Annotated in this window: 13 protein-coding genes; 5 read left to right on the top strand and 8 right to left on the bottom strand. The window is 42.2% G+C overall.

What is annotated here, in order from left to right; translation table 11 throughout:
* Nucleotides 1–96: 96 nt before the first annotated feature.
* From Q4561_RS10755 to Q4561_RS10745, 3 genes are all read right to left on the bottom strand, one after another.
* Nucleotides 97–1,257, bottom strand: a complete 1,161-nt coding sequence (locus Q4561_RS10755; RefSeq protein WP_303460156.1) for an MFS transporter — start codon at nt 1,255–1,257, stop codon at nt 97–99.
* 885 nt (nt 1,258–2,142) lie between these two features.
* Nucleotides 2,143–2,676 carry an SRPBCC family protein gene (locus Q4561_RS10750; RefSeq protein ID WP_303460154.1) on the bottom strand — a complete coding sequence of 178 codons (534 nt, stop codon included), beginning with the start codon at nt 2,674–2,676 and terminating at the stop codon, nt 2,143–2,145.
* 42 nt (nt 2,677–2,718) lie between these two features.
* Nucleotides 2,719–3,690 carry a nucleoside hydrolase gene (locus Q4561_RS10745; protein WP_303460152.1) on the bottom strand — a complete coding sequence of 324 codons (972 nt, stop codon included), beginning with the start codon at nt 3,688–3,690 and terminating at the stop codon, nt 2,719–2,721.
* 224 nt (nt 3,691–3,914) lie between these two features.
* Here Q4561_RS10745 and glgC point away from each other — a divergent pair, with 224 nt between their 5' ends.
* A complete protein-coding gene (gene glgC, locus Q4561_RS10740) occupies nt 3,915–5,189 on the top strand; it encodes a glucose-1-phosphate adenylyltransferase (RefSeq protein ID WP_303460150.1) in 1,275 nt (424 codons plus the stop codon).
* A gap of 3 nt (nt 5,190–5,192) precedes the next feature.
* Here the strand turns inward: glgC and Q4561_RS10735 are convergent, their stop codons facing one another.
* Nucleotides 5,193–5,996: an alpha/beta fold hydrolase gene (locus Q4561_RS10735; protein WP_303460147.1), complete on the bottom strand. Its 804-nt coding sequence runs from the start codon at nt 5,994–5,996 to the stop codon at nt 5,193–5,195.
* 198 nt (nt 5,997–6,194) lie between these two features.
* On the bottom strand, nt 6,195–7,514 hold the full coding sequence (locus Q4561_RS10730) for an MFS transporter (protein ID WP_303460144.1): 1,320 nt from the start codon (nt 7,512–7,514) through the stop codon (nt 6,195–6,197).
* A 170-nt stretch (nt 7,515–7,684) separates the two neighbouring features.
* Between Q4561_RS10730 and Q4561_RS10725 the strand changes: the two genes are divergently transcribed.
* Nucleotides 7,685–8,500, top strand: a complete 816-nt coding sequence (locus Q4561_RS10725) for an acyl-CoA thioesterase II (RefSeq protein ID WP_303460142.1) — start codon at nt 7,685–7,687, stop codon at nt 8,498–8,500.
* Nucleotides 8,501–8,596: 96 nt separating this feature from the next.
* Here Q4561_RS10725 and Q4561_RS10720 read toward each other — a convergent pair whose 3' ends face one another.
* Nucleotides 8,597–9,442, bottom strand: a complete 846-nt coding sequence (locus Q4561_RS10720; protein ID WP_303460140.1) for an HDOD domain-containing protein — start codon at nt 9,440–9,442, stop codon at nt 8,597–8,599.
* Between the two features lie 426 nt (nt 9,443–9,868).
* Here Q4561_RS10720 and Q4561_RS10715 point away from each other — a divergent pair, with 426 nt between their 5' ends.
* Nucleotides 9,869–11,194: a glycosyltransferase family 4 protein gene (locus Q4561_RS10715; RefSeq protein ID WP_303460213.1), complete on the top strand. Its 1,326-nt coding sequence runs from the start codon at nt 9,869–9,871 to the stop codon at nt 11,192–11,194.
* Here the strand turns inward: Q4561_RS10715 and Q4561_RS10710 are convergent.
* The gene (locus Q4561_RS10710; RefSeq protein WP_303460138.1) at nt 11,189–11,653 is read right to left on the bottom strand and encodes a SufE family protein; all 465 of its coding nucleotides are present in this window, start codon (nt 11,651–11,653) and stop codon (nt 11,189–11,191) included. The two genes, Q4561_RS10715 and Q4561_RS10710, sit on opposite strands and share 6 nt — an antisense overlap.
* 242 nt (nt 11,654–11,895) lie before the next feature.
* Nucleotides 11,896–12,300, bottom strand: a complete 405-nt coding sequence (locus tag Q4561_RS10705) for a DUF2750 domain-containing protein (RefSeq protein ID WP_303460136.1) — start codon at nt 12,298–12,300, stop codon at nt 11,896–11,898.
* Nucleotides 12,301–12,435: 135 nt separating this feature from the next.
* Here Q4561_RS10705 and Q4561_RS10700 point away from each other — a divergent pair, with 135 nt between their 5' ends.
* Both Q4561_RS10700 and xthA read left to right on the top strand, forming a co-directional pair.
* Complete coding sequence (locus Q4561_RS10700) at nt 12,436–13,197, top strand: hypothetical protein (RefSeq protein WP_303460134.1); 762 nt, start codon at nt 12,436–12,438, stop codon at nt 13,195–13,197.
* 49 nt (nt 13,198–13,246) lie between these two features.
* Nucleotides 13,247–14,056 carry an exodeoxyribonuclease III gene (gene xthA / locus Q4561_RS10695; protein WP_303460132.1) on the top strand — a complete coding sequence of 270 codons (810 nt, stop codon included), beginning with the start codon at nt 13,247–13,249 and terminating at the stop codon, nt 14,054–14,056.
* Nucleotides 14,057–14,110: the final 54 nt, after the last annotated feature.

Below are 14,110 nucleotides of genomic sequence, written 5' to 3'. Positions count from 1 at the left end.
CGGTGACACAGGTAACCCCATATCGAACAAAACCAATTTCATGTTCAGCTAACGCAACCGGAGTAACACTCACAATGGTTGCTTTCCATTCACTTTTTACTTTTCTTTCGGTAAAACAAGCGTAGTACAAATAGCTAAAGTCACTATAGCTGTCATTATATAAACTACGGAAAAATCGATAAGTGATGAAGTTAATGCGTAAAATCCGCCAAAGCCAAGAAGAATTAGGCCGATAGCAGTATTTGAAAAACCAACCAACTCGGTTCTTTCTTGACCATCTTTTATGTCTAAACTATAAGTTTTACGTCCGGTTCGAACACCGGCATGAGCAATCGACAAGATAAAAAATAAAGTGGCCGACAGCCATAAGCTGTCTGGCTGCATACTAAGCAAACCTACACACGCGAGAAGTGCCAATACCCCAGATAATTGGAGGGTATAACGAGCGCTTTTATCAGCAATTGCTCCCCATATAAACGAAGATAGCATTGACGCTAACGCCTGAACTGCAAGGTAATATGGAAGCAGTGATTTTGCATTCTGTGAGCTTTCAAGCATGAAATAGGGCGCAACGAGTGCCGTATTGACAAAAAGTCCTCTCACAAAAATGAAACGATATACCGTGTTATCAAATCGCCAGTTAAACACTGATTTGTCTTTAAACTCATCGGTTTCAACATAGGTTTTTATCGTGAACATCGAAAACAGTGCGACGCCAAAGGCAAGCACAGAGCATATCAGTAATATAAAAAGCGAATAGTCTTCTAGTTGCTCTTCAAAATAAACGAGTGGTACTGCTGCGCATAATGTCATAACACCAGACGCGGTAGAGGCTAGCCCCACTAACCTTCCCCGCTCGCCCTTCGGACTAACATTCGCTTCGATATCTTTAACAGTTAAAGAACTCGCGGAACGCCCTATGCTTAGTAGTATAAGTGCAGCCAAAATCACGGCGCCGGCAGTGATACCATCCAACAGCAAAGCTGCAAATAACATGCTGCATACAGCCGAGATTTGAACCGCTAAACCTACACGCCATACATTGTGCCTAGCGCTGCGCTTTCGCAGATATAAACCTACGAATGCTTGAGGTAACAATGCGCCAGATTCTCGAATCGGCACTAACCACATAATCATCCAACCAGGGGCACCTAGTGAAATGAGCAGCGCTGGCAAGGTTACTTTTGCAGACACTAATAAATCGGCTAATTTATTGAAGGCTAAACTTACAATTAGTCGATTCTTATCTTTAAGCATCTCTGTTCCCAAATCTCATTTCACTAATAACTCGCATTAATGACTGCTTTTTTGAATGTCCCTTTCCAAGCCAGTTGAGGTTGAGCTGATTTCCCAACCTACTTGGTACTTTAACAATGACCAGTTTGATCATTTATTTACTGTTTTAATATAACGTATAGAACCGAGTATTTAACTTAGCAATTAGGCGTGATTTTGTACATTTCGCGCAAATTCGCTTAGTTGGACACCCATAATAAAATACCTTTTCGCTCTTATATCCTGTTTAGTTATTTCGATGGGTGTCTCGGTATCGCGTTTCTCGGTAAGGTGTCTTGATGAAACTTCTAATAGAACGATAAAAAGTCCTCTATCATGGGTGTCTCTATAGTGAAGTTCGCTTAGTTAATTATTAACAAGACACCCATCATAACAATACATTCCACTCTCAAATATTTACTCAGTTAGTAATTCAAATGTTATGGGTGTCTTGTTAGAAGTTGATGGCAGTTTTGAGTGAAGCTTTATAGGCCAACTTATCTAAATTTAAGCAGCTGAAAACATGGGTGTCTTCATAAGTGTTCTTCTTCATAAGTGATATAAAAAAACTAAATAAACATGGGTGTCTCGATAAAAGAAATACAAGTGCAAGCCAGAGCCCACGCAAGCACCTAGTAGCTAGCACCTAGTAGTTGTGGCAATTTAAGATACAGAAATGTTATCAACAGAGATAAAACTCGCCGTACATGCCGTACATATAGGCGGGGCAATGAAGAGAATAGGCTTAATTAACTAGCCTGAAGTGAAAAGAGCCGAATGCGTCTATGGAATTAACACTCAGCGAATTCAGCTCTTCAAAATAAACAATACATCCACGCTAAAGAAAGCGCGTGAACCAAAAGGCATTTACCCTCTATTTTCTACCACCGTTTTGAGGTTTTCTAACCCCATTTCGAAATCGGGGCCAATCATGCCATCCATCATAAGTGCAAAGTAGCGGCTGATAATATTGTTACCGACATCACCTGAGTCACGCCACGTCACTCTTGTTGCGTCCCCAGAAGGAATTAACTCTAAGGAGCCAGTGGTTTCCATTTCCCATTCAGGAAACATTAACGTATAGACCACTTTGCTATTGTGCTCTAAGTCGGTAATTTTCATTTCACCCTTGCCTTCAGACGCACTTTTCCAAGATGACTTCATGCCAATAGCTCTGTCAGGGCCAGTGTAATCAATTTCCATGCTGGGGTCCCGTTGAAACCATACGCCCCAATCTTGCCATGCACGTAAATCAACTACGTCGGGGTAAATTTCACCAGGTTGAGCGTCAATTAAAATGCTTCTTTCGACTGTGTATTCCTTAGGAAGTAAAAAACCCACCAATACCACCAAAGCAATCAACACACCCACGCTTATAATTATCTTCTTTAAAACCGCCATCTATCACTCCATGAGAATCACCACGATTAAAATATATAACAATTAATTAACAAATGTCACTGGTGTTTCAGAAAATTCTCCGCTCAGGTAGTAAACTACCATTGCGCGCACATAGTCAGCATCAACTTTAGATACCCATGAAATCTGACTTCCTGTTTCATCACAAAGGTAAGTTTGACCTGCATTTGGGGTAGTTGTACTTACCGCAACCTGCCCCGTTTCAATACTCAGTTTGGCATCAGGTATAGCTAGAATACAAGTCGAAAGAATATCCCATAAAAAGTATGTGAATTCGTAAGAAGGGATAGCCGTTACGGTTGATGCCCAAAACTGTCCGGCAAGGTCTGATACCGGTGTATTTCTATCTGCTAATTTCTGTAGAAAATCCCAACTCACCGGTAAATCGTTAGTGGCATCCAATGGTACCAACAGTAAGTTCACCCCGCTATCAACCAAGTTTTTAGTGGCTTTCGGGTCCCAGTATGCATTCCATTCGGCCGAGCCATCATGGTCGTGCATAGCAACATTCCCTTTCACCTTTACGGCGCCTCCCATCCATACAACCTTACTAACCTTACTAACCAGTTCAGGCTGCTGCGTAAGTGCTGTTGCTAGATTTGTTGCAGGTCCGGTCATTAATATTGTCACAGGCGACGAGGCACTAACTAATGCACTTTGCATCCATTCATGTGCGGCCGTAGGTTCAACTTTCACGCTGTCGTGAGCTGTACGCAACATTACAGGTGTAGCATGGCACATCTTGGGCTGAGCCCGCCATTCTGGTGGAAAAGGGTTTGGTCCGGTTAACTGCCCTACACTCACTGGAATATGGGTATTTCCTGTCAAAGTTAGAATTTTTCGTGTGCTTAGCAGGGCATCGTCGGGGTAACAATCGGCGGGCGTAATAGTGACACCTAATACATCGATATTAGGTAAACGAAGCAAAAGTAGTAACGATAGTAGGTCGTCTATACCACCATCGTGGTCAAAAATAACAGGGGTAGCAGAAGTCATACGAAAAATCCCTTAAGATAAAAAATAACGTTTTTTTTACATAGTTCAGTAAAACGCCGTGGCTTTATAATTATTCTTGTGTAATATGAAGTTAGGTTAGCATAAAACCTAATTTTCAGGGCACCATTCTATTTACTATGCCCTAGTGCAATCGGTATGAATTAGGGTTTTTACACATTCATCGACACCGCAAGATTGTGTCTCAAAACATGGAGAACGAGGACATGGCAGATCAGAGTCCACGCTATATTAGTAATCTGACTCGCGATACCTACGCATTGATTCTGGCCGGCGGCCGAGGGTCACGTTTGCATGAGCTAACAACTTGGCGTGCAAAACCTGCTCTCTATTTCGGTGGTAAATTTAGAATTATCGACTTCCCCCTTTCCAATTGTATCAACTCAGGTATTAGGCGAGTTGGTGTAGTTACCCAATACAAATCACACTCCTTGATAAGGCACTTAGTACGCGGCTGGGGGCACTTTAAGAAAGAACTTGGAGAGTCGGTTGAAATCCTCCCCGCTTCTCAACGATTTTCAGATAGTTGGTATGAAGGTACTGCTGATGCGGTATTCCAAAATATCGATATCATTCGTGACGAATTACCCAAATACGTAATGATTTTATCTGGCGACCATATTTATCGCATGGATTACGGCACTATGCTGGCACGGCACGTTGAAAGCGGTGCTAAAATGACAGTGTCTTGCATGTCGGTTCCTATTGAAGAAGCCGCGGGTTCATTCGGTGTTATGTCGGTAGATGAAAACTTCCGTATTAATGGTTTTGCAGAAAAACCAGAAAACCCAGCGCCACTTCCTGGCGATGACAGCCGTTGCCTAGCGTCTATGGGCAACTATGTTTTCGACACAGAGTTTCTTTTTGAACAGTTACGAAGAGACGCCGAAACCTCTGGCTCTCAGCGTGATTTTGGTAAAGATATAATCCCATCCATCATTAAAGACCACCCTGTTTATGCGTTTGAATTTGAAAGCACGGGCGGCGGCGATGCGTATTGGCGTGATGTAGGTACCATAGATTCGTTTTGGGAAGCCAATATGGAAATGGTAGCACCGGTTCCTCAGCTTAACCTGTACGATCAAAAGTGGCCTATCTGGACGTATCAAGAACAATTGCCACCGGCTAAATTTGTTTGGGAAGATCACGATAGGCGCGGCGAAGCCATTAACTCTGTTGTGTCTGGTGGCTGCATTATTTCAGGTTCAACCCTGCGCGGTACCATTTGTTTCTCGAATGTAAGAGTGCATTCTTATGGCTTAATTGAAGATGCGGTTATTCTGCCAGACGTAGAAATCATGCGTCATTGTAAATTAAGAAAGGTATTGCTAGACCGAGGCTGTGTTATTCCAGAAGGCACGGTTATTGGTTACAACCATGACGATGACAGGGCTCGTGGATTTCGCGTATCTGAAAAAGGCGTGGTATTGGTTACAAGAGAGATGCTAGGCCAACCAGTCGGCGGCCTATCCACAAATTAATAATTAGCTATTCCACTTCGAAATGGTGGTTGAAATCAATTCAGCCACCGCTTCAGGTTGTTCTAGTGGGAACATATGCCCTCCTTTATATTCCATATGATCAACGTTGTTTTGTTGAATCAATCTTTCATACATAGCAGGTTTACTCACCGCACTGTCACTTGCCGTTACTAACAACGCAGGACACTTTAACTTTCCTTTATATTTCCCCAAATTGTGTGGCACATTGCGAAACAGCGATGCTTCTACATCTGCACGAAAGGTTAACGATGTAAGCTCACCTTGCGTATGTGTAACATGCTTAACATAATCCCGAATACACCGCTTATCCATATTTCGAAACAGCGCTTTACCTTGGAAATACGCTTCCATGTCAATATGAGACGGCCACTGGGTGTTTCGAGTTTCAGCTAACTTTGCGGGTGTTAATTTATTAATTAACGGTGTTTTTTTGGCAAAACGGAAAAAATAGCTCATGGGCCCCATCACTAGAGGCGGATCTAACATGATAAGCCCGCGGAATAACGTAGGCTCTTCACACGCAGCCATATAAGAGATTACCGCACCAAAGGAATGCCCCACCGCATAGACACCTCTACTGTCGGTGTTTTCAGCCTTTACATGTTTAATGAGCTCATTGACTTGATTACGCCAATTAGCGTTTACTGGCAACAGCGGATCATGACCAAACCGTTCAACATGAATACGGTTGAAATGCTCGGGTAACGATGAAAACAACGCGTTATAACTGCCTGCAGGAAATCCATTTGCATGGGCAAAGTGAAAACTTATATCGGTTCTCGACAATGAAATACTCCTTCATGAAAGACCACATCGGAATTAGTTAAACGCTGTATAAGCGCTACACAAGTATTGTATGAGTACTATAAAAGTACGCTATAAAGGCGAAGTTAAACCGCCAAAAAAGCGTAAACGCTTTATAAAAGTAAGGGCTGTAAACCAGCCCTTTATTAATACAACTTGTTATTTATAAAGAAGATATTACTACAGACCTCTCGCCTCTGCCATCTCCCAATCTTTAACTATCTTAGTACTGGTCCACAAGAACACAGCTATTGACAGTGCGTAAGGAACAATCAAATACAGCAATGACTGTCGTAGGGCTTCAACTTCACCCAACGACGGCACTAATGCTTGGCTAATAATACCCGTGATTGTTGGCCCGCCGCCTAAGGCGATAATATTCAGTACAAAGAAAAACAGTGCCGTAGACATAGCGCGAACGTTTAACGGTGCAAGAGTTTGCGCCATCGCAAAACTTGGCCCCAAGTAAGAACCACTAGTAAAGAGTAAGAATGTCATTAGCCCCACTGACAACCATAAATCATTGACCTGAAGCGAGAAATAGAACGCAGGCACACCAATAATTAACGCAATAGCCGGTAACAATGCATAGGCTTTCTTATTTTGCTTACCCCATCTATCGGCAATATAGCCGCCAAGCCACACACCTAGGGCATAGGCAGAACCGTTTATAATACCAAACGCAATCAACAGTTGAGTAATATCAAGGCCTACAAAAGCACGTACATAATAATCGATTATCCACGTTGAAATAGCATAGTTACCAAATGAGCCAAACGAAATACCTAACGCCATTCCCCACCACGTAGGTATTTTCAATAAGGTTTTTAGCGACGAAGAAACACTTGGCTTATTACTGTCATCAGTTTGCACTGATTCGGTACGCTTAGGCTCTTTCACTGTGAATTTGAGTAACAGTGCCAATATTACGCCAGGCAAACCCACACTTATCATTACCGTACGCCAATCAGCAGAGCCGCCTTGTAAGAAAAAGGCAGACGCAAAGAATGCCAACATCACACCAAACGGAATACCTAAAGAATATATCGCTAAGGCCCCTGCTCGCTTCTCTTTAGGAAAAAGATCGGAAATAATACTGTGAGAAGGTGGGCTACCGCCGGCTTCCCCTATACCCACACCAATTCTAGCGAGTGCAAGTTGAGTGTAATTCATCGCAAGCCCTGATGCGGCGGTAAAACCACTCCAAAGAGTCAGCGAAATGGCAATGATGTTCACGCGACTGTAACGGTCGGCAAGCCATGCAATTGGAATACCCACAACAGTATAAAGAATGGCGAAATAAACGCCTTTTAACAAACCAAGCTGTGCGTCATCCAAACCCAAATCAGCTTTAATGAAAGGAGAAAGAATTCCTATTATTTGTCTATCAATAAAATTAAATGCATATACTAGCGTTAGAATTACCAACACATAATTTCGGTAGGCGCGGGAGGTTTCCGCTTTCTCTACTGGTGCCGTTTGAACCTGAGTATGGGCCATATCATTCCCTTTAAATTCAATGAAAACTCAGTCTACGCGGCAGGTTAAAAGATTGACAACTTATTGTTACTTATTTGTAAATATAAGAACTAATGTTAGCCTAGGCTTTCTGTTCGCTTTAGCTTAAGGTAGGATATAAACACCTCAACTCATCAGACCAGATAAACAGCATGACGGTAGACGAGCTTTTAACTCTTTCGCCTTTAGAGACACTTTCTGAAAACCAATGGAAAGTTGATAATCTTATTATTCCCAGTAATTGGACTCAAGGCCGTACCGCATTCGGCGGTGTTTCAGCTGGCATGGCTTATACTGCCATTCGCCAAAAAGTCAGTAGTGAACGAGTATTACGCTCATTTAACACTAACTTTGTCGGCCCCCTTGCTCCCGATACACCTTTTGAAATTGAAGTTACCCTACTTCGCGAAGGTAAAAACGTATCTCAATACACGGCACACATTAAACAAAACGGCAAAAGCTGTGTATTTGTACAAGCCTGTTTTGGTATTGGCAGAAAGTCTGGTATTAAGGTTGAAAATCAAGACACCCACGATATGCCTGTGCCCACCAAAGGCAAATTCATACCGCAAATTCCGAAGGTAACCCCTAAATTTTTACGTCACTTCGATTTGGCGATTAATGCCGGAGGCATTCCTTTTACGCGTAAGAAAACCAGCATGTATCACGGGCATATGCGCTTTAAAAAGCCACCTGCCAAAATCACAAATGGTCACATCATTACTATGATTGATGCCTGGCCGCCTACGCTATTGCAAATGATGAAGTTACCAGCGCCAGCGAGTACTGTATGTTGGAATTTAGAGTTTATTAATCCGCATAAAGAGTTCGACCCAACGGATTGGTTTGCGTATCAAGCGCACACTCGACAAGCAGAAGACGGCTACGGTCACACCGAAGCGACTATTTGGGATAAAGACGACGAAGTTATTGCTATCAGTCGCCAAACCGTAGCGATTTTCGACTAGGCAAAACGCTTTTTAAATGAATACGCTTAAATAGAAAATAAAAAAACGGGCTTGCTACAACTGTAGAAAGCCCGTTTTTTATTTATTCGTTGTGTACTAATAAAGCATAAATGCGTTCGGATTGAACAGAGATATAACTGAAATACACTGCAAGTTAGTAATATCTAACGCATCTTCTAAATCTTCACGATTTAACGACAAACTCTCATGTAATTGTGGCTTCAAGTTATTGTAACTAGGATATATTTCAGAGTTTACGTTATCTAATGCCAATAAATACGATAACTGCAAAATTTGCTCATCAATTTCAGATGTATCGCTACTGTCGTGATGTATATTCGCAATGGGTTTGTAAATAGATGCTGGGATCCCCCACTCTTTTATAATTCCCGCCGACACATTGGCAAAGGTATAACCTAGAACACCTGCTTGTAATTCAGCTGGACTCACTCGAGTATTAAACGATTGGCACCGCTTAGCGCTATCGGGTAGCATATCGACTACAACCAACTCGCCAATATTATGAAGCAAGCCAGCCACAAACATGCGTTCGGGCTCTCTTTCATTGCGCATTTCAGCGAAATATTTCGCTAATAGCCCACAAGAAACGCTTTGCTCCCAAAATTTATCTAGGTCGATAATTTGACCATCTACCTCTTTAAAAGCTTGGCTAACACCAAAGGCAAGGGCTAAGTCGTAAGTGGCACGGGTGCCCACCACTTGAAGTGCCTTGGTGATCGTTTCAATTTTATTGGGAAAGCGATAAAGCGCTGAGTTCGCCACTTTTAAAAGCTGCGTAGCTAAAGCCGGATCGAAAGAGATGATGTCAGCAATATCTTCAATATTGGATGCGCCGTCGTCCATGCACGCTTTTAAACGGGTCACGGAATCTGGCAGTACGAATAATGTACTAGCGTTACTGATAATATCTTGTAGGGTCATTTAGGTATGTGCTCCTGATATAACCTACTCTATTAAGAAAAGTGGCGCTTCGCAATTACGCCATAAATTAAAGAAACTCTAACTATCAAACACAATTAGCCTTTTCTGATAACTTCATTATAGCGTGAATTTTTAGCCTAGCTAATCAGAATGCTTTAACTTTCGTATAGTAAGCAATACATTAGTAGTCATTGAATGTGATCTCAATAGGAAGTAACCACTAATTTACGTATAGCTCTTTAGGTACAGCGCCTATAGGTACCGCTCGTTTAGGTACCGCCCCTTTAGGTGCAGTCCTTAAGGTGCAGCCCTTTAGACACAGCATCGAATTTGCTACTCATCACAGAGTTTCATTTCCTTTATTTCCCTCTGTGCTACTATTTTGCGCTTTCTAAATAGTAATTTCAGGTAACGATGTCAAACGACATAATGCAGGTTGTGGTAATCGGCTATGTATGGCCAGAGCCCAACTCTTCTGCCGCTGGCCAAAATATGCTGGCACTCATTAATCACTTTCTACGCCATGGTCATCAAGTTACTTTTATGACTGCTGCGACTGATAGCCCGCATAAAATAGATTTAGAATCACTTAATGTAAAAAGTGAAGCGATAGCCCTTAATTGTAGTAGTTTTAACGAACGAATAGCTCAGTTATCACCGAATGTGGTTATTTTCGACAGATACATGACTGAAGAGCAATTTTCTTGGCGAGTAAAAGACGCTTGCCCTTGTGCTATTCGCATTTTGAACACTGAAGATGTACACAGCTTGCGCCAAGCAAGACACGATGCGGTTAAGGCACAAGACAATGCATTGCGGGCATCCAAAGGCATCGCCACTTCATCGCTTAATACACCTATTCTGCCTATCGCAAACGCTGCGAAAAACGCTGACTATAATACTGCCTTAGCCCAACGGGAAATTGCTTCCATTTTACGCAGCGATATCACTTTGGTAATTTCTCGCACAGAATATGCCCTACTGACTGATCACTATCAGGTACCCGCGCAGCAGCTTTATTATCATCCCCTTAGCGTAGCGCCGTTAAAGAAAAAATTACCCAGTTTCGAGCAGCGAAACGATATTGTTACTATTGGTAACTTTCGCCATGCCCCAAATTGGGATGCGGTGTTACAGCTGAAACAAACCATCTGGCCTGCTATTAGAAAGGTATTGCCTAACGCGAACCTGCATATTTATGGTGCTTATCCCCCCAAAAAAGCCACTCAATTACATAATCCTAAAAGTGGCTTTTATATAGATGGTTGGGCCGAAGATGCAGAAGAGGTGATCGCGAACGCACGATTATTAATCGCGCCGCTCCGTTTTGGGGCTGGCATTAAAGGTAAAATACTAGAAGCCATGCACTGTGAAACCCCTACCCTTACAACGTGGGTTGGGGCTGAAGGTATTTCGGCACTTAACAATGCTAATGAAAACCTTGAGGCTACATCATCACCAGTTTGGGGAGGAACAATTTGTGAAACGGCAGAAGACTTTGCCGTTAATGCAGCGCGGCTTTATAACAATCAAAGTGAGTGGGCATTAGCGAGCCAAACAGGTCTTAACTTATTTCACGATTATGAAAATGATAAGGAAGTCGAAACCTTGGCTGAGCTTACGGCAAGCATAGCCAAGGATGTAAACTCCCACCGTAGTAGTTTGTTTTTGCAAGGGCTGTTGTGGCATCAAACACTCAATGCCAGTAAATATATGTCTCAGTGGATTGAAGCAAAAAACCAGAATTTATAAGTCATTTAAGCGGCGCAATACACTTAAAATGCCATTCCCTCTAGACTGGCTTAAGTGGCGCTGTAAATTACATGCACTCATATACTGCGCAAAGTCATATGCCTTTCTTTGCTTATCGGAAAGGCTGTTGGCTTTTTCTAGCAATACCGCTAATACCCCTCGAATAATCTTACTTGGTGAGTAGGCAGCAATAATATCTTCATGCCTTTCTTTTGAGAGAGTCTCTTTTAAAAGAGACTCTACTGAAAGCCCGCCCTCGAATTCATTAAAAGGCACACGTGCCACCCAAACTTTACTTTCGCAGCCAGGTACAAATGACGATTCAGTTCGTACCGATTCGGGCAAAGCGATAAGCTGTTTGCCTGCAAGCATAATAGCTCGGGTAGCGCCATCCCAGCCCTTGGCGTTAGCCACGGTTTGCGCTATGGGTAGAAGTAACTCAGGTGATTTTTCAGTCATACATTTCAGTTTAAGCTACTCGCCACGATGTGTGTTGGTGTTTTACCCTTACTTTTGGCGAAAACATTTTAGCTAGAACATTTAGCTCGAGTACTTGGCTTTACCTCTAAGTCACTTAGGTTGTACTTTAGGCTTAATCGATAGAATCTGATCAATATTACTCATCAAACTCACTAAGCAATCAAATCTAAATAAGGAAATTCAAACACTAAGCGTTCTAAGTTCTAAACAAAGTATTGTATTTAGGCACTAGCATCGGCGCTGAATTCAGCGCTTAGTTCTTCTGCTGTCATCACCAAATTTTCTGCATCAGCAGAGGTAGGGAACATAACCAGTTCCACACCATTTTTCGTAAGCCCTGGCAACCAAGTGGTGGTGAATTCGTCAAAAGGCACTGCAACACAAGTACCTGTAATTTGGTTATCGTCTAGCCACGCTTGCGCCAAATTATTATGAGGAAATACTGGTAACCTAGTAGTGTCGTTGTCTTCCAGCATAACAAAGCCTTCTGTACCTTGAATTAGCCATATTTCTTTCGCTTTTGGTACATAGCTAATTACCAGCATTTGCCTGTCTTCAGCTGACAAATTTTTAGCTTGCGCTAACACGGTATCGTTTAAAGTGGCGGTTGCAGTATCTGGAAACACAAAAATTACCTTATAGTTGAGAGGCGCTAAGTATACCCTTTGCGGCTTGCGTCGCCAAATAGCAAAACTTATTAATCGAGTAAACTTGTTAGCTAGTTAAGCTTATTCACCAAGCAGCAACTGCAAACATTCAAGTTGAAAACATTCGTTTCGACCAATATTATTACCGCCTGTTCGTTACAACCTAATCTACAGCTTAAGGCTAAGCCCAAAACCTCTATGCAAAACCTCTTTAACGACCTGAAAGCGAAAACCCATAGTAAGCACGAAGCACTAGAACAAAGCCCCCCCTTTGCGCTATTTCATAACATGATGGGCTTAACTGCTAACGAGTTAATTAACGAGCATAGTCACAACTACCTAAAAGTGCTGTGTGTAATGCAGCAATTCCACCAGCATTGTTTGCTAGTTATTGATGAAGCAGTTGAGCTTTACCCTTCGCTACAGCCTTTAGTTAGTCATTTTGAAGACAACAATATTTTAACTGCTCTTGATGACGATTTAGCGTGCATGAGTGCATCGGAAGCCACATTTAATAATAAGTTACGCGACGTAAACTCACCCGATTTTAATACCGCACTTTCATCTGCTATTGCCGCCATGTATGTATGGCTAGGGTCGTCAATGGGGGCGAATATCATTACTCGACGGTTAGAAAAAGCGGGTACCACCTTTCCTACTCATTATTATAAAACCATGGCGCAGTACGCCAAAGTGTGGCCAGAATTCAAACTCAGCGTAACCAGTTTATTGCCCCAGTTAATTGAACGTAACGAATTAACCCACACCAATACCCAAGACCTAGCCGATGCTATTATTAGTGATGCTAATCTGTGGTTTGATTACCTGATTGCAGTAGGAAAAAGCACGACTTTGCCATCACAGACATTAAGTTAAACTTAGCATTCTGTTAGAATTAATCAATTCCGTTTTATAAGAAGCCTTTATGAAAGTAATCTCATTTAATATCAATGGCATTCGCGCCCGTCTTCATCAACTTCAAGCATTAATAGATGCACATCAGCCTGACATTATTGGCCTGCAGGAAATAAAAGTGCACAACGAACAGTTTCCTGTTGAAGCAGTAGAAGCCATGGGTTATCACGTTTATTTTCATGGTCAGAAAAGTCACTACGGCGTTGCTTTTTTAGCGAAAAAAGAGCCTGAATCGGTGCTTATGGGTTTTCCTACTGATGAAGAAGACGCACAGCGTCGTATGATAATCTTGAAAACCACAGACAACGATGGCCAGCCAGTTACCGTATTAAATGGTTACTTCCCACAAGGCGAAAACGAAAAGCACGAAACTAAATACCCAGCAAAACGTAAGTTCTATAAAGACCTAATGACTTATCTAGACACCCATCATAACCCTGATGAAAATGTCATCGTGATGGGCGATGTGAATATCTCTCACACCGATTCTGATATAGGTATTGGTGAAGAGAACAAAAAACGCTGGTTACGCACGGGAAAATGCAGCTTTTTACCGGAAGAAAGAGTGTGGTTGAACACATTAATGGATTGGGGTTTTGAAGACAGCTTTAGAACATTGAACCCAGATACTACCGACAGATACTCGTGGTTCGATTATCGTTCGAAAGGATTTAATGATAACCGCGGCTTACGTATTGATCTTATTTTAGCCACCCCATCTATGCATAAACGACTGAGTGATGCTGGAATAGACTATGAACTTCGCGGTATTGAAAAACCGTCTGATCATGCGCCTATTTGGGCCACGTACAGTAAATAAGCAATGTGTAGTAAAATGTGTAGCAAATTGAAAGTACACAGCAACTAACGAACG

It is taken from the genome of Alteromonas sp. 1_MG-2023 (genome assembly GCF_030547075.1).
Taxonomy (GTDB): domain Bacteria; phylum Pseudomonadota; class Gammaproteobacteria; order Enterobacterales; family Alteromonadaceae; genus Alteromonas.
This window is presented reverse-complemented; position numbering and strand designations above follow the sequence as displayed.

Bases quoted from the DNA above. Each gene is read 5' to 3' on its own strand.
- Q4561_RS10755 (WP_303460156.1), bottom strand. From the start codon at position 1,257: ATGCTTAAAGATAAGAATCGACTAATTGTAAGTTTAGCCTTCAATAAA.
- Q4561_RS10750 (WP_303460154.1), bottom strand. From the start codon at position 2,676: ATGGCGGTTTTAAAGAAGATAATTATAAGCGTGGGTGTGTTGATTGCT.
- Q4561_RS10745 (WP_303460152.1), bottom strand. From the start codon at position 3,690: ATGACTTCTGCTACCCCTGTTATTTTTGACCACGATGGTGGTATAGAC.
- glgC (WP_303460150.1), top strand. From the start codon at position 3,915: ATGGCAGATCAGAGTCCACGCTATATTAGTAATCTGACTCGCGATACC.
- Q4561_RS10730 (WP_303460144.1), bottom strand. From the start codon at position 7,514: ATGGCCCATACTCAGGTTCAAACGGCACCAGTAGAGAAAGCGGAAACC.
- Q4561_RS10725 (WP_303460142.1), top strand. From the start codon at position 7,685: ATGACGGTAGACGAGCTTTTAACTCTTTCGCCTTTAGAGACACTTTCT.
- Q4561_RS10720 (WP_303460140.1), bottom strand. From the start codon at position 9,442: ATGACCCTACAAGATATTATCAGTAACGCTAGTACATTATTCGTACTG.
- Q4561_RS10710 (WP_303460138.1), bottom strand. From the start codon at position 11,653: ATGACTGAAAAATCACCTGAGTTACTTCTACCCATAGCGCAAACCGTG.
- xthA (WP_303460132.1), top strand. From the start codon at position 13,247: ATGAAAGTAATCTCATTTAATATCAATGGCATTCGCGCCCGTCTTCAT.